The 20,167-nt window shown below is 67.9% G+C and carries 22 protein-coding genes; 17 read left to right on the top strand and 5 right to left on the bottom strand.

The window, feature by feature from the left end; genetic code table 11:
- Positions 1-12: 12 nt before the first annotated feature.
- Entirely contained in the window at positions 13-501 is a 489-nt protein-coding gene (locus WD184_10040; protein MEX0827073.1) for a hypothetical protein, read from the bottom strand.
- A gap of 80 nt (positions 502-581) precedes the next feature.
- Between WD184_10040 and truA the strand changes: the two genes are divergently transcribed.
- A complete protein-coding gene (gene truA / locus WD184_10035; protein ID MEX0827072.1) occupies positions 582-1,328 on the top strand; it encodes a tRNA pseudouridine(38-40) synthase TruA in 747 nt (248 codons plus the stop codon).
- An 82-nt stretch (positions 1,329-1,410) separates the two neighbouring features.
- On the opposite strand, the gene ilvA is transcribed toward truA, so the two are convergent.
- Positions 1,411-2,619 carry a threonine ammonia-lyase gene (gene ilvA / locus WD184_10030; protein ID MEX0827071.1) on the bottom strand — a complete coding sequence of 403 codons (1,209 nt, stop codon included), beginning with the start codon at positions 2,617-2,619 and terminating at the stop codon, positions 1,411-1,413.
- Between the two features lie 167 nt (positions 2,620-2,786).
- On the opposite strand from ilvA, the gene rplM reads away from it, so the two are divergent.
- The 5 genes from rplM to acpS all read left to right on the top strand — a co-directional run bounded on the left by rplM (position 2,787) and on the right by acpS (position 7,611).
- The gene (gene rplM / locus WD184_10025) at positions 2,787-3,245 is read left to right on the top strand and encodes a 50S ribosomal protein L13 (GenBank protein MEX0827070.1); all 459 of its coding nucleotides are present in this window, start codon (positions 2,787-2,789) and stop codon (positions 3,243-3,245) included.
- Positions 3,245-3,643, top strand: a complete 399-nt coding sequence (rpsI, locus tag WD184_10020) for a 30S ribosomal protein S9 (GenBank protein ID MEX0827069.1) — start codon at positions 3,245-3,247, stop codon at positions 3,641-3,643. Before rplM ends, rpsI begins: the two co-directional genes overlap by 1 nt.
- A 33-nt stretch (positions 3,644-3,676) precedes the next feature.
- Positions 3,677-5,014, top strand: a complete 1,338-nt coding sequence (glmM, locus tag WD184_10015; GenBank protein MEX0827068.1) for a phosphoglucosamine mutase — start codon at positions 3,677-3,679, stop codon at positions 5,012-5,014.
- A 270-nt stretch (positions 5,015-5,284) separates the two neighbouring features.
- Entirely contained in the window at positions 5,285-7,141 is a 1,857-nt protein-coding gene (gene glmS, locus WD184_10010; protein MEX0827067.1) for a glutamine--fructose-6-phosphate transaminase (isomerizing), read from the top strand.
- A 95-nt stretch (positions 7,142-7,236) separates the two neighbouring features.
- Entirely contained in the window at positions 7,237-7,611 is a 375-nt protein-coding gene (gene acpS / locus WD184_10005) for a holo-ACP synthase (protein MEX0827066.1), read from the top strand.
- A gap of 313 nt (positions 7,612-7,924) precedes the next feature.
- On the opposite strand, the gene WD184_10000 is transcribed toward acpS, so the two are convergent.
- Both WD184_10000 and WD184_09995 read right to left on the bottom strand, forming a co-directional pair.
- The gene (locus WD184_10000) at positions 7,925-8,815 is read right to left on the bottom strand and encodes a DUF368 domain-containing protein (GenBank protein MEX0827065.1); all 891 of its coding nucleotides are present in this window, start codon (positions 8,813-8,815) and stop codon (positions 7,925-7,927) included.
- A 30-nt stretch (positions 8,816-8,845) separates the two neighbouring features.
- Positions 8,846-9,610, bottom strand: coding sequence for an META domain-containing protein (locus WD184_09995; GenBank protein MEX0827064.1), 765 nt, complete (start codon positions 9,608-9,610; stop codon positions 8,846-8,848).
- A 76-nt stretch (positions 9,611-9,686) separates the two neighbouring features.
- On the opposite strand from WD184_09995, the gene WD184_09990 reads away from it, so the two are divergent.
- The 9 genes from WD184_09990 to groL all read left to right on the top strand — a co-directional run bounded on the left by WD184_09990 (position 9,687) and on the right by groL (position 17,604).
- Positions 9,687-11,090 (top strand): NAD(P)H-hydrate dehydratase, encoded by a 1,404-nt coding sequence (locus WD184_09990; protein ID MEX0827063.1) that lies wholly within the window; start codon positions 9,687-9,689, stop codon positions 11,088-11,090.
- Positions 11,090-12,181: an alanine racemase gene (gene alr / locus WD184_09985; GenBank protein MEX0827062.1), complete on the top strand. Its 1,092-nt coding sequence runs from the start codon at positions 11,090-11,092 to the stop codon at positions 12,179-12,181. Before WD184_09990 ends, alr begins: the two co-directional genes overlap by 1 nt.
- A 34-nt stretch (positions 12,182-12,215) precedes the next feature.
- Positions 12,216-12,827, top strand: a complete 612-nt coding sequence (locus WD184_09980; GenBank protein ID MEX0827061.1) for a uracil-DNA glycosylase — start codon at positions 12,216-12,218, stop codon at positions 12,825-12,827.
- A complete protein-coding gene (gene tsaE / locus WD184_09975) occupies positions 12,824-13,276 on the top strand; it encodes a tRNA (adenosine(37)-N6)-threonylcarbamoyltransferase complex ATPase subunit type 1 TsaE (protein ID MEX0827060.1) in 453 nt (150 codons plus the stop codon). The genes WD184_09980 and tsaE overlap by 4 nt, the downstream gene beginning before the upstream one ends.
- The gene (gene tsaB, locus WD184_09970; GenBank protein MEX0827059.1) at positions 13,273-13,977 is read left to right on the top strand and encodes a tRNA (adenosine(37)-N6)-threonylcarbamoyltransferase complex dimerization subunit type 1 TsaB; all 705 of its coding nucleotides are present in this window, start codon (positions 13,273-13,275) and stop codon (positions 13,975-13,977) included. Before tsaE ends, tsaB begins: the two co-directional genes overlap by 4 nt.
- Entirely contained in the window at positions 13,968-14,465 is a 498-nt protein-coding gene (rimI, locus tag WD184_09965) for a ribosomal protein S18-alanine N-acetyltransferase (GenBank protein ID MEX0827058.1), read from the top strand. Before tsaB ends, rimI begins: the two co-directional genes overlap by 10 nt.
- On the top strand, positions 14,462-15,469 hold the full coding sequence (gene tsaD / locus WD184_09960; protein MEX0827057.1) for a tRNA (adenosine(37)-N6)-threonylcarbamoyltransferase complex transferase subunit TsaD: 1,008 nt from the start codon (positions 14,462-14,464) through the stop codon (positions 15,467-15,469). Before rimI ends, tsaD begins: the two co-directional genes overlap by 4 nt.
- A 166-nt stretch (positions 15,470-15,635) precedes the next feature.
- On the top strand, positions 15,636-15,953 hold the full coding sequence (gene groES / locus WD184_09955; GenBank protein ID MEX0827056.1) for a co-chaperone GroES: 318 nt from the start codon (positions 15,636-15,638) through the stop codon (positions 15,951-15,953).
- A 22-nt stretch (positions 15,954-15,975) separates the two neighbouring features.
- Positions 15,976-17,604, top strand: a complete 1,629-nt coding sequence (groL, locus tag WD184_09950; protein ID MEX0827055.1) for a chaperonin GroEL — start codon at positions 15,976-15,978, stop codon at positions 17,602-17,604.
- Between the two features lie 70 nt (positions 17,605-17,674).
- Here groL and WD184_09945 read toward each other — a convergent pair whose 3' ends face one another.
- Positions 17,675-18,277, bottom strand: a complete 603-nt coding sequence (locus tag WD184_09945) for a GNAT family protein (protein MEX0827054.1) — start codon at positions 18,275-18,277, stop codon at positions 17,675-17,677.
- Between the two features lie 120 nt (positions 18,278-18,397).
- On the opposite strand from WD184_09945, the gene WD184_09940 reads away from it, so the two are divergent.
- Entirely contained in the window at positions 18,398-18,934 is a 537-nt protein-coding gene (locus WD184_09940; protein ID MEX0827053.1) for a CoA pyrophosphatase, read from the top strand.
- A 261-nt stretch (positions 18,935-19,195) separates the two neighbouring features.
- Positions 19,196-20,059 (top strand): hypothetical protein, encoded by an 864-nt coding sequence (locus WD184_09935; protein ID MEX0827052.1) that lies wholly within the window; start codon positions 19,196-19,198, stop codon positions 20,057-20,059.
- Positions 20,060-20,167: the final 108 nt, after the last annotated feature.

Genomic DNA, 20,167 nt, shown 5'->3' with positions numbered 1-20,167 from the left:
GATGGCGGTCCGCTAGATCCGGAAGAGCGAGATGACCACCAGGTAGGCGAACCAGCCGCCGACTGCGGCGATGGCGGCGCGGCCGAAGTCGAGTTCGAGAGCAACTCGCGCCGCCACCCAGATCGTCAGCACCAGCCAGATCGACACCACCAGGATCGCCTGGAAAGGGTCGATGAGTCGCGAAAGCGGCAGCGCGGCGATGAGGACCGGTTGGCCGATGCTGGTTGCCGCCATCGTGCCGGGAAACGACCCATAGCCGTCGAGGGCATGCTTCCCGATGAGGTACACCAGGCCGCTGAGCATGATCCAACCGACGAGCCCGGACAGGATCAGACTCGCGGCGGCGAGCACGCCCGCCCCCGCCATGACAAAGGGGACCGCAAGGATGGCGTGCACCGCGGCGACGACGATCGCCCCGTCGGCGACCCCGTCAGGGGCAAGCACCATGCGCAAGTAGGGGTTGCGTCGCAGGAGGGCGGCGTCGATGGCATGCCGGATCACGTCGGGCAGCCTAGGTGCCTCGCCGGCGGGCAGATCGCCATCCGTTTCGCATCGGCCCGTATGGGACATAGTCTTCCTGCATGGCGGCATATCGCATCGACCTCGCCTACGACGGTTCCGGTTTTCACGGATACGCCGCCAATCCGGGGGTGCGCACCGTCCAGGAGGACCTCGACCGGGCCCTCGCCACCGTGCTGGGGTCGAAGGTGTCCACCACCGTTGCCGGGCGCACCGATGCCGGGGTACATGCCTCGAGCCAGGTCGTTTCGTTCGAGGCGGGGGAAGGGCTCGACACCGAGCGCATCGGCCGATCGCTGAATGCCATGCTCGGGCCCGAGGTGGTGGTTCGGTCGGTGTCGCCGGCTCCGGACGGGTTCGATGCGCGCTTCAGCGCGGTCTCGCGGACCTACCGATACTTCGCCGATGACCGACCCGCGGCTGACCCCCTCAGGCGCCACACGGTTTGGCATATCGAGTCGCCACTCGACACGCAGGCGATGGTTGCGGCCGCAGCAACATTCGTCGGCGAGCACGACTTCGCCTCGTTCTGCCGTTCAGACGAAGGCAAGACGGCAGTGCGGCGGGTCACCTCGGCGTCGTGGTGGCGTGAGGAGGACCACGGCACACGGGGCTTGCTCGTGTTCGAGATCTCCGCCAACGCCTTCTGCCACCAGATGGTCAGGTCGCTGGTGGCGCTGTCCGTGGAGATCGGCCGGGGACGGGTTCCGGTGAGTGCGATCCCCCAGATCTTCGAAGCCCGCGACCGCAACGCCGCCCGCGGCGCCGCCCCTCCACATGGCCTGGTGCTCTGGGCGGTGGGGTACTAGGAGGCCTCGCTCCGCTCGGCCGGCGATAGGGCCGCCCTTCGGGCGACCCGCGATAGGGCCGGGCCGCCCGAAGGGTGGCCGCCTATACAAGGACCTCGATGCCCATGTCGCGGAGGGTGTCGCAGATCTGGTCGAACTGCGCCGCCGACCGGGTCTCCACCGAGAACCGGATCGCGGTGTAGCCGAACGGCAGGCCGATGCCCTGGCGTTGATGGTCGACCGAAACCACGTTGGCGCCTCCCTCGGCGATGGTTCGGGTGACACGGGCGAGTTGGCCGGGGACATCAGGGACGCGGACCTCGAACGAGCCGTAGCGCCCCCCGGCCTCGAGGCCGTGGCGGATGACCTGGTCCACGACCAGCAGGTCGACGTTCCCCCCGGAGAGAACGAGCACGGTGGGCCCTTTGGTCTGGGGAACGAGGCCGTTCATGACGGCGGCGAGGGGGGCGGCCCCGGCTGCCTCGACCATGAGCTTGGCTCGTTCGAGGAGCAGGGTCACGGCGAGCATCATTTGGCCATCGGTGACGGCAACCAGGTCGTCCACAAACTCCTCGATGTGCTCGAAGCTGAGGGCAGAGGGCCGGGCGACTGCGATGCCGTCGGCCACGGTGTACTGCGGGGGAACCGGGGTCGGCGTCCCGGCAGCCCGGCTGACGATGTACGGCTGGGCGGCTTCGGCTTCCACGCCGACGATCCGCGTCTCGGGGCTGAGAGACTTGATCGCGGCGGCGACACCCGAGATGAGCCCCCCGCCGCCGACCGGCACCACCACGGTGCCCGGGGCGGGCATCTGTTCGATCAACTCCAGTCCGAGCGTGCCTTGCCCGGCGACGATTGTGGGGTCGTCGAATGGATGGATGAGCCGGGCCCCGGTTTCCCCGGCGAACACGAGCGCCTCGTCGAGTGCATCGCCGATGTTGTCACCATGAAGGCGGACGTCGGCCCCGTACTGGCGGGTGGCGTCGATCTTGGGCAGGGCGGCATTCAGCGGCATGTAGACGGTCGACGCGATCCCCAGCGTTGCGGCCGCCAGGGCGACGCCCTGGGCGTGGTTCCCTGCCGACGCTGCCACCACCCCCGCCGCCCGGTGCTCGTCGTCGAGAAGCGAGAGCGCATTCATTGCCCCCCGGATCTTGAAGGAGCCCGCCCGCTGAAGGTTTTCGGCCTTCAGCCAGACCTCGCGTCCCGTCATCACCGAGAAAGTGTGAGTGGGGATCAGCGGTGTCTTCATCACCACGTCTTTGCCGCGGGCGGCGGCCTCGTGGATCTCGGGCAGGGAGACGAGCGACATAGGCGCCAAACTACCTCGGCTGCAGGCGACAGGCGGTACCGCCCGTGCCGCAGGATGCTGCTCGGATTGGCCCAAACCCTTCTGGGGGCGTTACCATGCGCCGCCGCTCCGCCATCGCGGGGCTTCCCGTGCGCGCCGCGCACCATTTGGGAGTGTTTCCGATGAAGATGAAGCTGCAGAAGACGTTCACGCCGCGGCCTTCCGACATCGATCGGTCGTGGTGGCTCGTCGATGCCGAGAATCTGCCCCTCGGCAGGCTCGCCAGTGAGGTCGCCACGCTCCTCAGGGGCAAGCACAAGCCGACGTTCGCCCCGCACATGGACATGGGCGACTTCGTCGTCGTCGTCAACGCCAAAAAGATCGCCGTCACCGGCGCCAAGGAAGAGGACAAGACCTATTACCGGCACAGCGGCTACCCCGGCGGGCTCAGCCAGCGATCGTTTCGGGAGTTGCTCGACATCCATCCTGAAAGGGTGATCGAGAAGGCAGTCAAGGGAATGCTTCCCCGCAACCGGCTGGGTCGTGCCATGGGTCGCAAGCTGAGGGTTTACGCCGGTCCTGATCATCCGCATGAGGGGCAGGCTCCGCAGTCGCTCACCCTCGACGTTCGAAAGGTCGAATCCTGATGCCGAATCCCAAGCCCCTCTCCCAAACCGTCGGACGCCGTAAGACCTCGGTGGTCCGGGTTCGCCTCCTCGACGGCGAGGGCAAGGTGTTCGTGAATGGCAAGAAGCTCGAGGAGTACTTTCCGACCATGGCCACCCGCCTGCGGGTGCTCGAGCCCCTGCGCATCGTCGGTGCCGATACCCGGTACGACGTGCACGCCATCGCCGAAGGTGGAGGCACCACCGGCCAGACCGACGCTCTCCGTCTCGGCATCGCCCGGGCGTTGATCGAAGTCGATCCGGCGTTGCGGCCCCAGCTGAAGCGGGCCGGGTTCCTCACCAGGGATCCTCGGGCCGTCGAACGAAAGAAGTACGGCCTGCGCAAGGCGCGCAAGGCGCCGCAGTACACGAAGCGCTAACGCCTCCGGCGCCACGCGCCGAAAGAAACCGCGATGGCCCACAAGTCCTTATTCGGCACGGACGGCGTCCGGGGCGTCGCCAATGTCGACCTCACCACCGATCTCGCGATGGGGCTGGCCCGCGCCGCCGGTGACGGTCGCAGCGGTTTGGCCGTGGTGGGCCGGGATACGCGCCGGTCGGGTCAGATGCTCGCTTCGGCCGTCCACGCCGGTTTCAACGCCGCCGGGTTCGACACCGTCGATCTCGGGATCGTGCCGGTTGGCGCGGTGTCCTTCCACACCCGGGAGATGAACGCCGCCTTCGGGGTGATGGTCAGCGCCAGCCACAATCCCGCTGCCGACAACGGCATCAAGTTCTTCGGGCCTGACGGTGGCAAACTCGACGACGATCACGAGGCGGCGATCGAGGGTCGCCTGCGGCATGGGCCTCCCTGGCACGAGGTGAGCGGCGGCGATGTGGGAATCCAGGTCCCCAGTCGGGATGGGATGACGGCCTATCTCAAGTCCATTTCCGCCAAATCCGCCTACCGACTCCAGGGCCTCGAGGTCGTGCTCGACTGTGCCCACGGGGCGGCATTTCTTGCAGGCCCGCGGCTGTTTGCCGATCTGGGGGCGGATGTCGAGGCGATCAACATCGAGCCCACCGGGATGAACATCAACGACGGCTGCGGCGCGGTGAGCACGGGCATGCTCGCCGAGCACGCCGCCGGCAAAATCGGCCTCGCCTTCGACGGTGATGCCGATCGCTGCATCGCCGTGGACGAGGACGGCAGGGTGTGCAACGGCGACGTGATCCTGGCGATTCTCGCCCGACACCTCCGCGGCCGCGGTGAGCTTCCCGGCGACCGGGTGGTAGCCACGGTGATGTCGAATCTGGGGTTCCGGCTGGCAATGCGGAAGATGGGCGTCGAACTGTTGGAGACCCCGGTGGGGGATCGTTACGTGCGTGAAGAAATGCAGCGGGTCGATGCAGGTCTCGGCGGTGAGCAGAGCGGCCATGTGCTGTTCCGGGACCGGAGCACCGGCGACGGGCTCGTGACGGGGATGCGCCTTCTCGAAGTCGTCGCTGCCACCGGGGCCCCCCTCAAGGAACTTCGCCGGGTGATGGTCGAGTATCCCCAGGTGTTGCGCAACGTCCATGTGAGGGTCAAGGAACGTCTCGCCGACGCCGATCCCATCTGGTCGACCGTCGCCGCCATGGAGAAGCGGCTGGGAGATCAGGGCCGAGTGCTGATCCGGGCCAGCGGCACCGAGCCGCTCGTGCGGGTGATGGTCGAGGCAACCGAGAGCCATGAAGCGGCCGCCATAGCCGACGACCTTGTCGTGGTGGTACGGAGGGAACTCGGGGGCGTATTGGAGGGCGACGGCTAGCCTTCCCGTTATCGGCCGAAGGGCCGCGACAGACAATGCAACAGACCGGTGACCCAGACGGAGTTATTGGAGCGCCTGCCCTCTCTTAGGAGAGGTGACGAGGAAGAGGGAGCATCGAGCAGTCGGCGGATGCCCTCTCGGCAACTCACGGTCGTGACGATGCGGGTTAGAGCCCGGGAGTGATCCCGGAGGCAGAGCCCGGATCGGTGTGAGGCGGGACCATTGTCCCGTGGGTCCTCCTGGTCTCCTCGCGAAGGGAGACGCGCGCGCATGTGCGGAATCATGGGATACGTGGGCCCCAAAGATGCGGCCCAGATCGTGGTCGAGGGGCTTCGCCGCCTCGAGTACCGCGGATACGACTCGGCAGGGATCGCGGTGCATGACGGCACCGTGCTCACAGTCACCAAGGCCGAAGGCAAGCTCTCGAGGCTGGCAGCGGTGCTCGAAGACAGTCCGGTGGCCGGCCACTTCGGCATCGGGCACACCCGTTGGGCCACCCACGGTGCCCCGAGCGATCGCAACGCCCATCCTCACACCGACCCCGGCGGCGATTTCGTCGTCGTCCACAACGGGATCATCGAGAACTTCGTGGTGCTGCGGGAGACGCTTGCGGCCGAGGGCGCCGAGTTCACGTCCGAAACGGACTCCGAGGTGCTCGCCCACCTCATCGCTCGCGAATACGACGGCGACCTGCTCGAGGCGGTGCGCCGGGCGGTGGGCAAAGCCGAAGGGGCGTACGCCCTGGTAGCGATGTGCCGGCAGGAACCTGGGCGGATGGTGGCGGTACGGATGATCAGCCCACTGGTGGTCGGCATCGGCAAGGGTGAGATGTTCCTCGCCTCGGACGTGCCGGCGATCCTCGAGCACACGCGCGACATCGTGGTGATCGAGAACGGCGAGATGGTCGATATCACCCCGGATGGATGGAGGATCGAGAAGCTCGACGGCACGCCCGTGGAGCGAGAGAAGCTCGAGATCACCTGGGATGCCGAGCAGGCGGAGCGGGGCGGATACCCCCACTTCATGCTCAAGGAGATCTTCGAGCAACCGCACGCGGCCACCGAGACCTTGAGCGGACGCCTGCTCGAAGACGGCAGGGTTGCGCTCGAGGATGTCCACTTCCCCGACGGGTTCATCGAGGGACTCGACAAGATCTGGATCACGGCCTGCGGCACCGCCTATCACGCCGGCCTCGTCGGCAAGGAGCTCTTCGAGCGACTGCTACGGATCCCGACCGAGGTCGGTTACGCCCACGAATTGAGGTACTCGGACCCAATCATCCAGGGGACGACGCTCGCGGTGGCGATCAGTCAGTCCGGCGAGACCGCCGACACCCTGGCCGCAGCCGGGCTGGTGAAGGAGAGGGGATCGCGCCTCCTGGCCCTCACCAACGTGGTGGGCTCCACCCTGAGCCGCGAAGCAACTGACATCCTCTACACCCGGGCGGGGCCCGAGATCGCGGTTGCGTCCACCAAGGCGTACCTGACGATGCTCGTGGGCGAGTACCTGCTCGCGCTCGCCATCGGACGGGAACGGGGGACCCTCGATCCAGCCATCGACGAGACGCTGGTGGCCGGGCTCCGGGGAATCCCGGCGAAGATCGGTGAGGCGCTCAAGTCCGAGGACCAGGTGGTGCGGATCGCCGAACGCCTCGCCCGCTCGGCAGCGCCGCCGCGTCCCGAAGGTACCTCCGACGACATCTACTTCATTGGACGAGGGCTCGACCACGCGGTGTCGATGGAGGGCTCGCTCAAGATGAAGGAGATCTCCTATATCCACTCCGAGTCGATGCCGGCCGGCGAGCTCAAGCACGGCACCCTGGCGCTGGTCACCGAGGGCACCCCGGTGGTGGTGGTGATCACCCAGGGCGACGTCTACGACAAGACGGTCTCTGCGATTCAAGAGGTCAAGGCCCGCGGCGCCTTCGTGGTCGCCGTGGCCTACGAAGACGACGATCAGATCGCCAAGCACGCCGACGAGGTGCTGCGGATTCCCCGGGTGCCGGATGTTCTGTCGCCGCTGGTGTCGATCATTCCCCTGCAACTCCTCGCCTATCACGTGGCGGCGGCCCGAGGCCACGACATCGATCAGCCGAGGAACCTGGCCAAGTCGGTGACGGTGGAGTGAGGCGGCCAGGAGCCGCCCGCTCGCTGGCGCTCGCCCGCGATTGGCGATTGGCGATTGGCGATTGGCAAGATGCGTCCCTCGTCACCGGAGGGTGCATGCGCATCATCGGCTTGGGGATCGATCTGGCCGACATCGAGCGGGTTCGCGTTGTGCTGGGCAAGTATCCGCGGTTTGCCGAGCGGTGCTTCACCGATCATGAGCGGGAGTACGCCTTCCGATTCAGCAAGCCGGAGCGGCGATTGGCGGCGCGATTCGCCGGCAAGGAGGCCGTGATGAAGAGCATGGGCACCGGGTGGCGGCGAATCCGGTGGACCGATGTGGAGATCACCGGCGGCGGCAAGCCCACGGTCAGGCTCTACGGCACCGCCCAGAAGCGGGCCGAGATGCTCGGTGTCACCGGCTTCGAGGTGACGATCACCCACACCGACAAGGACGCGATGGTGTTTGCCATTGCTCTAGGGGAGCACTAGGCCGGGCCTTCGGCCCGGCTGCGATTGGCGATTGGCGATTGGCGATTGGCAAGAACGCGTGCGAGGCGTTCGGCGGGTGCTTCCGGGTAGGAGGAGATCGCGTGGTGCACGCACGCTGTCGGCTCACTTCGTTCGCTTCGCTGCCCCCTCCGTCACCGCCCTGCGGGCGGTGCCCACCTCCCGTCTAAGACGACGGAGGAGGACGCTCTTGCTGGAGGCTGGAGGCTGGAGGCTGGAGGCTGGAGGCTGGAGGCTGGAGGCTGGAGGCGTGGCCAGCCACTGGCCTCAGGCGGCCGGAAGGCGTCTGGCGGCGCTAACCCTCTTGCTGGGGGTTGGAGACTGGAGACTGGCGACTCGTCGCCACCCATCCGATCAACAACACCAGCGCCATGCCGCCGAGGGCGAGCAGTACCGGGATGCCCCAGTCGACCGGGCGGGACAGCGCGGCGGTGTCGGCCCCGTCGGGCCAGGGCCACAGCACCCGGAGTGAGCCGAGCATCAGGCCGATCAGTGCGGCCATCACCGTGTCGTGATGGTCACGCAGCAGGCGGTTGAGCAGGGTGGAGAACGAGGCGAGTCCGATGACGGCGCCGACGAGGAACACGGCCAGCACGGCGAAATCCCGCTGGTTGACTGCGTCGAGCACCGCCTGGTACATGCCGAGCATCAGCAGGATGAAGGAGCCCGAGATTCCGGGGAGGATCATCGCCACGATGGCGATCGCCCCCGCACCGAGGAACAGGACCAGGCTCGGGTCGACGACGGGGTCGGTGCGCAGCCCCAGCACGAAGAAGGCGGTGACGGCGACCGCCAGTCCAATCGCCAGGCGGACCGGAAGCCAACGCTTGACGATGCGCCAGGCGATGACGATCGAGCCGAGCACCAGGCCGAAGAAGGCGGCCGCGGTGTTCTGCGGCTCGTTCTCCAGCAGATGGTCGATGGTTGAGGCGAGGGTGAGTACCGCCAGCCCGATGCCGGCGAGAAGTGGCAGCAGCAAGCCCCATTCCACCTCGCCGACGCGACGGCGCATTTCGGCGAACCGACCCCGGAGCCCGAACCCGAGGGCGGCCGATCCAGCGTGGATACTGGCCACCAGTCGTTCGTAGATTCCGAGGACCAGAGCGACCGTGCCGCCCGAGACCCCCGGAACCACGTCCGCCGAGCCCATGAGGAAACCGCGGAGGACATTGAGCAGATGGGGCATCCGGCGGAGGGTAACGACGACGCGGGTCGGTCAGGCGTCGGCGCCGTAGATGAGCGCGCTGCCGTCGCTCGCGGTGACGGTCAGTGTCGACCCCTCGATCGTGAGTATCGGGTCGCCGCCGAGGACCGCCAGCACCAGCCTCTCCTGGTCCATCACGGAGGGCTCACAGCCGATCCTGGTGGTGGCCAGCGGTGAGAACCCGGTGGCAGCCTGGTAGGTGCCATTCATGCTGTTGCACCCGGTCGATCCGGTGACCTTGCCTTGATCGTCGATGTACAGGGTTGCGGGAGCGGCGACGGTCGGGGCGGCATCGCCTTCGATGAGGGTGTCGAGGTTCCAGAGAGTGCCGATCAAGGCGGCATCAGGTTCGGGCTCGACGGCGCTGAAGCGCAGGTCGACGCCATCCCCCGACAGTCTCAGTTCGCCGCCGCCGGCGGCGGATCCGGTGACCCGGCTGAGGGCGGCCAGAAAGGCTGCCTCGAGTTCCATGACCCCTGGGTCGACACACGCCATCTCGGTCTGGAAGAAGCCATCGGGGAACGAGACCGTGTTTCCGTCGAGGATCACCCGCCCGCCGTATTGGTTGCATGCGGCGGTGCCGCCCGCCTGGTCATCTTCGACGCGAAAGGTCACCGGGTAGCCGTCGACCAGTACCAGGGCGATGCCGTCGACCGTCCCCGATCTCAATTGCCAGGTGGTGATGTCGACGGGCTCGCCACCGGCGTCCCGGTCTCCACCGCAGGCAGCGGCGAGCAGCGAGAACAAGAGGACGGCGGTGATCACGCGTGGGTTCATGCCAGTTGGACGACGGGTGGTGTCGCCACGGTTCCCTGGGCGCCCCCAGGGTCGGCACTGCTCGTACCATCCGCCCATGCGCCCCGTCATCACCGCGGAGGAATCCGCCCGGCTCGATGCGGCTTCCGAGGTCCCGGTCGGAAACTTGATGGAGCGTGCCGGGCTCGGGGTGGCCCTGGCCGCGATCCGGATGGGGGCGGGTTATGGAACCCGTGTGATCGTCCTCGCCGGTCCCGGCAACAACGGCGGGGACGGTTACGTGGCCGCTCGCATCCTGAAATCCCGCGGCGCCGATGTCGTGGTCAGGTCGCTCGGGTACCCAAAGGGCGACTCCTCACCCAACCGGGTGGCGGCGATGCGGGCGGTCCGGTCGGGTGTCAGGGTGGTCGACCTGGGCGCTCTGGAGCCGGGCGACCTGTTGATCGACGCACTGTTCGGGGCGGGTTTTCATGGCTCGCTTCCCGAGCGGGCGGTCCCGTGGACCGAGCATCCTGCCCCGGTGCTGGCCGTGGACCTCCCCAGCGGCCTCGATGCCGGCGACGGGTCCGTTTCCGGTGCCGCCTTCCGGGCCGCCCGTACGGTCACGTTCCACGCGCTCAAGACCGGGCACCTGGTGGGACGGGGCCGGGATCTCTCCGGCCAGGTCGAGGTGGTCGACATTGGGCTTTCCGGGGAGCACGCCGAGTGGATGGAGTGCGAGGACGATGACGCGGTGCTCCCGGTACGGCCTTCAAACGCCCACAAGTGGTCGGCGGGGTCGGTGGCCGTGGTGGGCGCCTCGCCGGGAATGGTCGGGGCGGCGGTGATCGCCGGTCGGGCCGCGCTGGAGTTCGGGGCGGGAGCAGTGTCGGTGATCGTTCCCGGTGGCCTGCAGGGCCAGGCGGCGGCGATGGACCCGGGTTTGCTCACCGCCGGGGTGGGCGCCGGTGAGCGGCACGGCGAGCCCGATGCCGTGCTCGCCGCGGCCGATCGGTTCGATGTCATGGCGCTGGGCCCCGGCCTCGGGCCGGACGGGGAGAGCTTCGTGGCGGCGATCCTCCGCCGCTGGGATCGCCCCCTCGTCCTCGATGCGGACGCGATCACCGCTGCTTCGATGGACGACATCGCCGCCCGCACCGCGCCCACGGTGCTCACCCCGCATGCCGGCGAGTTCGGGCGGCTTACGGGCGACCCCGCCGGTCCCCGGCAGGCGCACGCGCTGGCCCAGAAGACCGGGGCGGTGGTGCTGCTCAAGGGGTCGCCGACGTTCGTCATGGGCGAGGAGCGGTGGGTGATCACTTCTGGAGGCCCCGAGCTGGCGTCGATCGGCACCGGCGACGTGCTCACGGGCATGATCGCCGCCGCCATCGCCCGCGGGCTCGGCCCCGAGACCGCGGCGCGGACAGCGGCCCATCTTCATGGACGGGCGGGGGCGTCGCTCGCCCCGGTCACTACCGTCACCGCCACGCGTCTGCTCGCCGAGATCGGGAGGTTCGGATAGTGAGGCCGTCGTGGGTCGAGGTCGATCTCGATGCGATCCGTCACAACGTCCGGGCGATCGCGCAGGCCGCGCGACCGGCGCGCTACTGCGCGGTGGTCAAGGCCGACGGGTATGGGCACGGTGATGTTCCGGTGGCCGAGGCCGCCCTCGATGCTGGGGCCGAGTGGCTGGCGGTGGCCCTCGTCTCCGAGGGTATCGGCCTGCGGGAGGCGGGGATCGAAGCCCCGATCCTGGTGCTCTCCGAACCCGTGACCGACGACGCCAAGGACATCGTCGACTGGCGGCTCACTCCCACCGTGTACCGGCGGTCGTTCCTCGCAGCCCTGGCCGCGGCCGCTCCCGAAGGGTTCCCGGTCCACGTGAAGGTGGACACCGGGATGCACCGGGTCGGCGCTCCACCCGATGCCGCTCGAGAACTCGCCGTAGAAGTCGATCGCAGCCCCCTTCGCCTCGAGGCGGTGTGGACTCATTTCCCGGTTTCGGAGGAGGATCAGGAGTTCACCCGACACCAGGTGGTGCTGCTCCAGCGGTTCATCGAAGACCTGGCCGGTGTCGGGGTGAAGCCAGAGATGGTGCATGCCGCCAACACCGCGTCCGCGATGGTCGATGTCGGAGCCAGGTTCGACATGGTGCGCGTCGGGATCGGCACCTACGGGCTCCGGCCCGCACCGGGGTTTGCGCCCGAGATCGATCTCCGTCCGGCGATGTCGGTGGTGAGTCGGGTGGTCTACTCCCGCCGTCACCCCGCCGGCACGCGTCCCTCCTATGGCCGGCGGCGGCCACTTCCGCAGGAGTCGACCGTGGTGACGGTTCCCATCGGCTACGCCGACGGGGTCGCTCGTCGCCTCTCACTTGTAGGCGGGGCGCTGATCGGGGGACGGTTCCATCCCTTCGCCGGGAACATCACCATGGACCAGGCCCTGGTCGACGTGGGCGACTACCCGGTCGACATCGGCGACGAGGTGGTTCTCCTCGGGCGTCAGGGCGATGCCGAGATCACCGCCGACCAGTGGGCCGATTGGCTCGGCACGATCAACTGGGAGGTCGTGTGCGGATTCGGCCCGCGGTTGCCGCGCCGGTACGTCGGATGACGCTCACCCGCGTGCCGGCGATGGGAGACGAGAGGTGACGGCAGAACTACTCCAACTCGCAGAGGTGGCAGCCTCGTGCGTTCGGTGCCCGCTCTCGCAGACCCGGACCACTGTCGTCTTCGGCGCCGGTTCGCCCGACGCCGACCTGATGTTCGTGGGGGAGGCGCCCGGCTTCCACGAGGATCAGCAGGGCGTGCCGTTCGTCGGTGCAGCCGGCAAGCTGCTCGACCGGCTGCTGGGGGAGATCGGGTTGGAACGCGACGAGGTGTACATCGCCAACGTCCTCAAGTGTCGGCCTCCGGGCAACCGGGACCCCAAGCCGGAGGAGATCGAGGAGTGCAAGGGGTACCTCCGGGGGCAGATCGAACTGGTGGATCCGGCCGTGGTGGTGACCCTGGGCAACTTCGCCACCAAGCTGCTCTTGAAGCGGGATGTCGGGATCACCAAACTGCGCGGGCAGACCTTCCCCTGGTGGAACCGGCAACTGGTTCCGACCTTTCATCCCGCTGCCGCCCTCCGCGGAGGAGAAAACGTGTTGGCGCAGATGCGTGAGGACTTTGCACTCGTTCGGGGTCTGCTCGCACGTGCCGCCGAGCCGCCCGCGGCCGAGCCGGCCGCGGAGCAATTGGGGTTGTTCGGATCATGATCGAGATCCACTGTCCCACGCCTGCCGACACTCGCGGGGTGGGCCGTCGTCTTGCCAGCCTGCTGCGATCCGGTGATGTCGTCCTGCTCGCCGGCGATCTGGGCGCCGGGAAGACGGTGTTCGCCGCGGGAATCGGCGAGGGCCTTGGCCTCGATCACGTCGTAGTGAGCCCGACGTTCGTGCTGGTACGGCGGTATCGGGGGCTGATGCCCATGGTCCATGTCGATCTCTACCGCCTCGGATCGTCCGCTGAGATCGACGACCTGGACCTGGACTCGGAGGCGGCCGATGGGGTTTTGGTGGTCGAATGGGGACAGGCCGCCGAGCAGTCGTTCGGAGAGGATTACCTCCTCGTTCGGATCGAGGCGGGCTCAGACGGGGGGCGAGCCCTCCAGTTGATCCCCCGGGGTTCGTGGTCGCGGCGCCCGCTGGCGGAGGTGACCGGATGAGGATCCTCGCCATCGAGACGTCGACGGCCGCCTCCTCGGTGGCACTCGGCACCCCCGAGGGGGTCATCGCATCGTCGCGGCGGCTCGATCCCCGGGGCCATGTCTCGTTTCTCGTGCCTGCTTTGGAGTTCTGCTTCTCGCAGGCGGGTTGGGAGCCCAAGCAACTCGACGCCATCGCCGTGGATGTCGGCCCCGGGCTCTTCAGCGGGATCCGCACCGGCCTGGCGACGGCGCAGGCGATCGCCGGCGCCGTCGGCGCCCCGATCGTGCCGGTCACTTCGCTCGACGCCATCGCCCTGCGGGCCGCCACCGCCCATCGCCGTATCTGGGCGGTGGTGGATGTGCGGCGCAAGGAGGTGGCAGTCGCCCCGTACCGGCCGGTCCGGGGAGGAGTGGTCCGCGACGGGCCGACCGAGCTGTGTCGCCCCGAAGCATTTCGGGAGATGCTCGTCAGCGATCCGAGTGACGTGCTCGTCGTCGGCGATTGGAAGGCGTTGCCCGAGGGAACCCTGGTCGGGCTTCACGCGGTGCGTACCGGACGGCCCCGCTTCCCGTCGGCCGAGGCGGTGATCGAGGTGGCCCGGGGACGGGTGGCCAGGGCGGCGCTGCCTCATCCGGATGAGGTGCGGCCGATGTACCTTCGAGAGCCCGACGTGGCGATCAACTGGTCAGATTTCCGATCGGAGGGACCGTGGAAGTAGCGGTCGCGACCGTGCGGCAGATGACGGATGCCGACATCCCGGCAGTCGCCGTCCTCGAGGCGCGAGCCTTCCGGGACCCGTGGTCGCCTGCCACGTTCCTGGAGGAGTTGGCGCTGGACAATCGCTCTTATGTGGTCGCAGAGGAGCGCGGGTCGATCGTCGGGTATGGGGGCGTGATGGACCTCGACGAGGAGGCCCACATCATGACGATCGCAGTCGACCCCGGGCACACTCGCCGCAAGATCGGGACCAGGCTGATGCTGGCGCTGATCGACATCGCTGTGGAACGGGGAGCCCGGCATCTGACGCTGGAAGTGCGGATCACCAACGATGCTGCTCTGGGCATGTACCGCAAAGTGGGGTTCGCCTCGGTGGGGTTACGGCCCAACTACTACCGGGACGAGGACGCCCTGGTGATGTGGGCGGTCGATGCAGACGAAGCGCCGTTCCGGCGCCGCCTCGACCGGCTGCGGGAGGAAGTGGGATGAGCGGTCCTACGGTGCTCGGGTTCGAGACGAGTTGCGACGAGACAGGTGTTGCCGTCGTCAGGGGCAACGAGATCCTGTCGAACGTGCTGGCAACGCAGGTGGAGGAGCATGCTCGATTCGGCGGGGTGGTCCCCGAGGTGGCGGCGCGGGCGCACGTCGAGGCCATACGGCCGCTCACCCATCGGGCGCTGCGCGACGCCGGGGTGCACGCCATGGACCTCGATGCGGTGGCCGCCACGCAGGGGCCGGGGTTGGCGTCGGCGTTGATGGTGGGGTTCTCCTACGGCAAGGCCCTGGCCTGGGCGCTCGACATCCCGTTTCTCGGGATCGACCACATGGAAGGGCACCTGTTCGCCCCCCGGTTCGAGCATCCCGACTACGGACCTCCCGCGGTGGTGGTGCTCGCCTCGGGTGGCCATTCGCAGTTCGTTCACTTGAAGGAGTGGGGCGAGTACGAGGTGCTCGGGTCGACGATCGACGACGCCGCGGGCGAGGCTTTCGACAAGCTGGCCAGGTTTCTCGGTCTCGGGTTTCCCGGGGGGCCGGCGATCGATCGAGCATCGGAGGGGGGCGATCCGTCGTCGGTCGAGTTCCCCCGGGCATTGGCCGACCGTCCGTTCGACCTCTCGTTCTCCGGCCTCAAGACGTCGGTGGTCACGTATGTCCGCCAGCACCATGAGGCAGGCGACTTGCCGCCGATGGAGGACCTGGCCGCGGCGATCCAGGAGGCGATCGTCGACGCCCTGGTGACCAAGACCATGAATGCGGTGGAGGAGACCGGGGTGAAGCAGGTCGGCGGAGGAGGAGGCGTGCTGGCCAACCGGCGGCTCCGCGAACGGCTCGCCGCTGAGTGCGCCTCCCGTGGGATCGCCCTCCATCTGCCGTCGCCGGCCCTATGCACCGACAACGGAGCCATGATCGCCGCCGCCGCCGTCTTCCGGCTCGCCCGCGGGGAAATCACGGCTCTCAATGCCGAGATAGATACGGGGATGGTTATGGGCTGAGCCGGCCTTCGGCCGGCTCAGCCAGCCACAATTGGCTATTTGCCAATTGCGATTACCTGATACGACATCACTCAACTTCCCGCCTGCCCGACTAGCACTCGAAACCACCGGCTGCTAATTTGGCAGTCGCAAGCGACGAGTGCCAACAGGAGGAGATTCGTCGAATATGGCAAAGGCAACTACCAAGAAGAAGGTCGCAAGCCTTCATCCGCTGGGTGACCGTGTCGTCGTCAAGCCTCGTGAAGAGAACGACATGCGGACGCCGAGCGGCCTCGTGATCCCCGACACCGCCAAGGAGAAGCCCCAGCTCGGCGAGGTAATCGCCGTCGGCCCGGGTGACTTCCAGGACGGGGAGCGCATTCCGATGGACATCGTGGAAGGCGACGTCGTCGTCTACTCCAAGTACGGCGGCACCGAGGTGAAGTTCGAAGGCGAGGACTATCTGATCCTTTCTTCGCGCGACGTCCTGGCTGTCATCCGCTGAGGATCGAGGAGGTAATCGATCAATGGCTGCAAAGGACCTGAGATTCAACGAGGAGGCCCGTCGGGGCCTCGAGGCCGGAGTCGACAAGCTGGCCAACGTCATCAAGACGACGCTGGGCCCCAAGGGCCGCAACGTCGTCCTGGAAAAGAAGTGGGGATCCCCCACGATCACCAATGACGGCTACACGATCGCCAAGGAGATCGAGCTCGACGACCCGTGGGAGAACATGGGCGCCCAGCTCGCCAAGGAAGTGGCGACCAAGACCAACGACGTGGCCGGTGACGGCACCACCACGGCGACCGTGCTGATTCAGGCGATGGTGCACGAGGGGCTTCGCAACGTGGCCGCCGGCGCCAACCCGATGGAGCTCCGCCGCGGCATCGCCGAGGCAGTGGAAGACGTCGTCGCATTCATCGCCGAGAAGGCCGAGCCGATCAAGGCGACCGACAGCCAGAAGATCGCCTTCGTGGCTTCGAACTCTGCCGCCGACTCGCTGGTCGGGGAGAAGCTCGCCGAGGCGATGAAGAAGGTCGGCAACGAGGGCGTGATCACGGTCGAGGACAGCCAGACGTTTGGCATTGACCTCGAGTTCACCGAGGGCATGCAGTTCGACAAGGGCTACATCTCCCCGTACTTCATCACCGACGCCGACCGCCAGGAAGCCGCCGTCGAGGATCCCTACATCCTCGTGGCCAACCAGAAGATCACCGCGGTGCACGACCTGCTCCCGGTGCTCGAGAAGGTCATGCAGGCGGGCAAGCCGCTCGTGATCATCGCCGAGGACGTCGAGGGCGAGGCTCTGGCCACCCTGGTCGTCAACCGGTTGCGCGGCACCTTCCAGTCCGTGGCCGTCAAGGCCCCCGGGTTCGGTGAGCGCCGCAAGGCCATGCTCCAGGACATCGCCATCCTCACGGGTGCGACGGTGATCTCGGAGGAGGTCGGTCTCAAGCTCGATGGCGTGACCGTCGACATGCTGGGCCGGGCCCGCAAGGTCGTCGTCACCAAGGACGACACCACCGTGGTCGAGGGCTCGGGCGCGAAGGGTGATGTCGAGGGCCGGATCAAGCAGATCCGCCGCGAGATCGAGAACTCGGATTCCGACTGGGACCGCGAGAAGCTCCAGGAGCGCCTCGCCAAGCTTGCCGGTGGCGTCGCCGTCATCAAGGTGGGCGCGGCTACCGAGGTCGAGCTCAAGGAGAAGAAGCACCGTATCGAGGACGCCATCCAGGCGACCCGGGCAGCCGTCGAAGAGGGCATCGTGCCCGGCGGCGGAGTGGCCCTGGTCCGTGCCCAGGATGCCATCAAGATGCGCGGTGGCACGCCGGACGAGAAGACCGGTCGGTTGATCGTGCGCAAGGCTCTCGAGGAGCCGATGCGCCAGATCGCCTTCAACGCCGGCTACGAGGGTGGTGTCATCGTCGAGCGGGTTCGTGAGCTCGAGTACCGGTTCGGCTTCAACGCCGCCACCGGCGAGTATGAGGACCTCATCAAGGCGGGCATCGCCGATCCGGCGAAGGTGACGCGCTCGACCCTGCAGAACGCAGCGTCGGTGGCGGCCATGCTCATCACCACCGAGGCCCTCATCGCCGAGCGCAAGGACGACAGGCCCTCCGCCCCCGCCATGCCCGGCGGCGGCGACATGGACTTCTAAAGCGCGACCTGATCGATCGAATGGCCTTGGGGGCGGCTCACACGAGCCGCCCCCAAGCTTGCCCGGGGCTCTATTCCAGCCACTTCTCTTCGTGCCAGCGGTCTTGGGCGGCGCGGAACTCTTCCTCGAGCATCGCCCACAGGGAGTGGTCCATCCAGCGGCCGCGGACCAGCACCTCTTTGCGGAGCAACCCCTCGCGGGCGAAGCCGAGCTTCTCGGCCACCCGTTCGGAGGCCCGGTTGCCGACTGCGATGCGGAGGGTGATCCGGTGCAGATCCATCTCGGAGAAGCCGACCGCGGCGATCCGCGCCGCCGCCTCGGTGGCAATGCCCTGTCCAGTCACCGACGATCGGATCCAATAGCCGATCTCCCCGGCCCGCTCCCGTCGCGAGGTGGTCCACACCGAGATGTTTCCGATGTGGATATCCGGCTCGGAGCGCTGGCGGATGGCGAAGTCGAAGGCTCTCCCGTCGGCCCATGCCGTCCCCGATTCGCGGAGGAACTGGTTGGCCTCGGCCCGCCCGTAGGACCGGTTCGCCCACGGCAGCCATTGCTCGAGCTCGCCGATCGAAGCGTCGATCGCCTCGACCACCGCATCGAGGTCGCGGCGCTTGAAGGGCCGCAGCTCGAGGCGCGGAGTGAAGCGGGGATCAGAGGGGATCGACTTGGCCATGGGTTGGGGAGACTATCCCCCATCAGCAATGCGCGATGCGCACCGGGCAGAGCGTTGGCGCGCTCTTGCGGGAGGCGGGTGGCGGGAGGCGGGACGGGGAGGGGCCTCTACCCTTTAGGTGTGTCAGCCAATTTGTGGTCTCCGCTCGAGGCGCTTCCGCCGGTCGTCACGGGGGAGGCGATCAGGGCGGCGGTCCTCATTCCGTTCTATGAGCAGGACGGGGTGCTGCGACTGATCATGACCCGGCGTCCCGACACGATGCGGAGCCATCCGGGTGATGTGGTGTTCCCCGGGGGGATGATCGAGCCGACCGACGACGGCCCGGTGCATACCGCGGTGCGGGAGGCATGGGAGGAGGTTGGCCTTCCGCCGGAGGGAGTGGAGGTGCTCGGCGGGCTCGACCCGGTGCACACCCGATCGGTGACGATGCAGATCTCTCCGGTGGTCGCCCGGGTGCAGCGTCCCGCCCAGTTGGTGCCCGAACCGGGGGAGGTGGCCGCCATCATCGAGCCCTCCATCGATCAGTTGCTGGCCGACGGCGACTGGCGGCGCAGCGTGTGGGGCGGCCGCAACATGTGGTTCTACGAGTTCCCCGAAGGTGTCCTCTGGGGGGCAACCGCGTTCATCGTGAGAGGCCTGCTAGAGCGGTTTAGGTAGGCCGACGCTCCGAGTGCTACTCCCCCCTCCGGGGGGAGTACCCCGAAGGGGGGCACCTGACCCTTCGAGAAGGACCGGACCCGTTCTTGAGGAGGTGGTTGGAGTGCTCGCTGTCTCCGCTGCCCCCTCTGCCTCGCTTCGCTTCGGCACCTCCCCCGCCGAAGACGGCAGGGGAGGACGCTCGCTGTCTCCGCTGCCCCGTTCGTCTCCGCTGCCCCGTTCGTCTCCGCCGCCGTCGGCGGCCGACCTACTCTCCCCGCCGTGGTTGACCACCTGTTTCTCGCCTCCACGGGCCTCGGCATCGGCCTGTTGCTGAGCGCGTTGCTGCTCGGCATGCGCCACGGCGTCGACTGGGATCACATCGCCGCCATTACCGACCTGGCGGCGACCCAGGACACCCCGCGCCGAGGCCTGGTTCTGGGCACCATCTACGCCCTTGGCCACGGGGTCGTCGTGCTCGTCATCGGGGCGGTTGCGATCGTGGTCGGCCGGAGCCTCCCCGAATCGATCGACGCCCTATTCGGCAGAATCGTCGGCTGGACCCTCATCGTCCTCGGGGGATACGTGGCGTACTCCCTGATTGTGCACCGGGAAGGATTTCGGATGCAGAGCCGCTGGATGCTGATCATCCGCGGCGTCCGCCGACTGGTCGCTCGCTTCCGGTCTCGCCGGCCGGTCGAGCACGAGCACCGGCACGCCGCCCTCGATGTCCACCACCAGGCCTCCGACGCGGGCGGCGCAGTCGAGGATGACCTCGTGCACAGTCACGCTCACGTGCATCCCCCTGACGAGCTCGCCGACGAGTACGGCGGTCGTGTGTCGTTCGGGATCGGCATGCTCCACGGGGTCGGGGCGGAGACCCCCACGCAGGTCGTGATCTTCCTGGCAGCGGCTCAGGCCGGTGGGAGCGGGGCCGGAGTAGCGGTGCTGGTGGCCTTCCTCGTCGGACTATTCATCACCAACACCCTCATCGCGGTGGCGTCGTCGTACGGCTTCCGGTCCCCGGAGCAGCGGCGGCGCTTCCAGATCGGGCTCGGCTCGATCACCGCGGTCGTATCGATCGTGGTCGGCGCTCTCTTCGCCCTCGGCCGCGAAGCGGTGTTGCCCGGGTTCTTCGGCGGATAGAGGGCGGGCGGCCTTCGGCCGCCTTGGGCCAGTCTCCGGCTGGCCGGGCGGGCGCCATCGGCCTTGGGCCAGTCTCCGGCTGGCCGGGCGGGCGCCATCGGCCTTGGG

Source organism: Acidimicrobiia bacterium, from assembly GCA_040878325.1.
Taxonomy (GTDB): domain Bacteria; phylum Actinomycetota; class Acidimicrobiia; order Spongiisociales; family UBA11373; genus JAUYIV01.
Note: the sequence above shows the minus strand (reverse complement) of the source record. Positions and strands in the feature narration are given on the sequence as shown.

Coding starts and splice junctions, on each gene's coding strand:
- truA (MEX0827072.1), top strand. CDS start 582: ATGGCGGCATATCGCATCGACCTCGCCTACGACGGTTCCGGTTTTCAC.
- glmM (MEX0827068.1), top strand. CDS start 3,677: ATGGCCCACAAGTCCTTATTCGGCACGGACGGCGTCCGGGGCGTCGCC.
- rpsI (MEX0827069.1), top strand. CDS start 3,245: ATGCCGAATCCCAAGCCCCTCTCCCAAACCGTCGGACGCCGTAAGACC.
- tsaE (MEX0827060.1), top strand. CDS start 12,824: ATGATCGAGATCCACTGTCCCACGCCTGCCGACACTCGCGGGGTGGGC.
- ilvA (MEX0827071.1), bottom strand. CDS start 2,619: ATGTCGCTCGTCTCCCTGCCCGAGATCCACGAGGCCGCCGCCCGCGGC.
- acpS (MEX0827066.1), top strand. CDS start 7,237: ATGCGCATCATCGGCTTGGGGATCGATCTGGCCGACATCGAGCGGGTT.
- tsaB (MEX0827059.1), top strand. CDS start 13,273: ATGAGGATCCTCGCCATCGAGACGTCGACGGCCGCCTCCTCGGTGGCA.
- groES (MEX0827056.1), top strand. CDS start 15,636: ATGGCAAAGGCAACTACCAAGAAGAAGGTCGCAAGCCTTCATCCGCTG.
- WD184_09990 (MEX0827063.1), top strand. CDS start 9,687: ATGCGCCCCGTCATCACCGCGGAGGAATCCGCCCGGCTCGATGCGGCT.
- WD184_10000 (MEX0827065.1), bottom strand. CDS start 8,815: ATGCCCCATCTGCTCAATGTCCTCCGCGGTTTCCTCATGGGCTCGGCG.
- glmS (MEX0827067.1), top strand. CDS start 5,285: ATGTGCGGAATCATGGGATACGTGGGCCCCAAAGATGCGGCCCAGATC.
- WD184_09995 (MEX0827064.1), bottom strand. CDS start 9,610: ATGAACCCACGCGTGATCACCGCCGTCCTCTTGTTCTCGCTGCTCGCC.
- groL (MEX0827055.1), top strand. CDS start 15,976: ATGGCTGCAAAGGACCTGAGATTCAACGAGGAGGCCCGTCGGGGCCTC.
- WD184_09945 (MEX0827054.1), bottom strand. CDS start 18,277: ATGGCCAAGTCGATCCCCTCTGATCCCCGCTTCACTCCGCGCCTCGAG.
- tsaD (MEX0827057.1), top strand. CDS start 14,462: ATGAGCGGTCCTACGGTGCTCGGGTTCGAGACGAGTTGCGACGAGACA.
- rplM (MEX0827070.1), top strand. CDS start 2,787: ATGAAGCTGCAGAAGACGTTCACGCCGCGGCCTTCCGACATCGATCGG.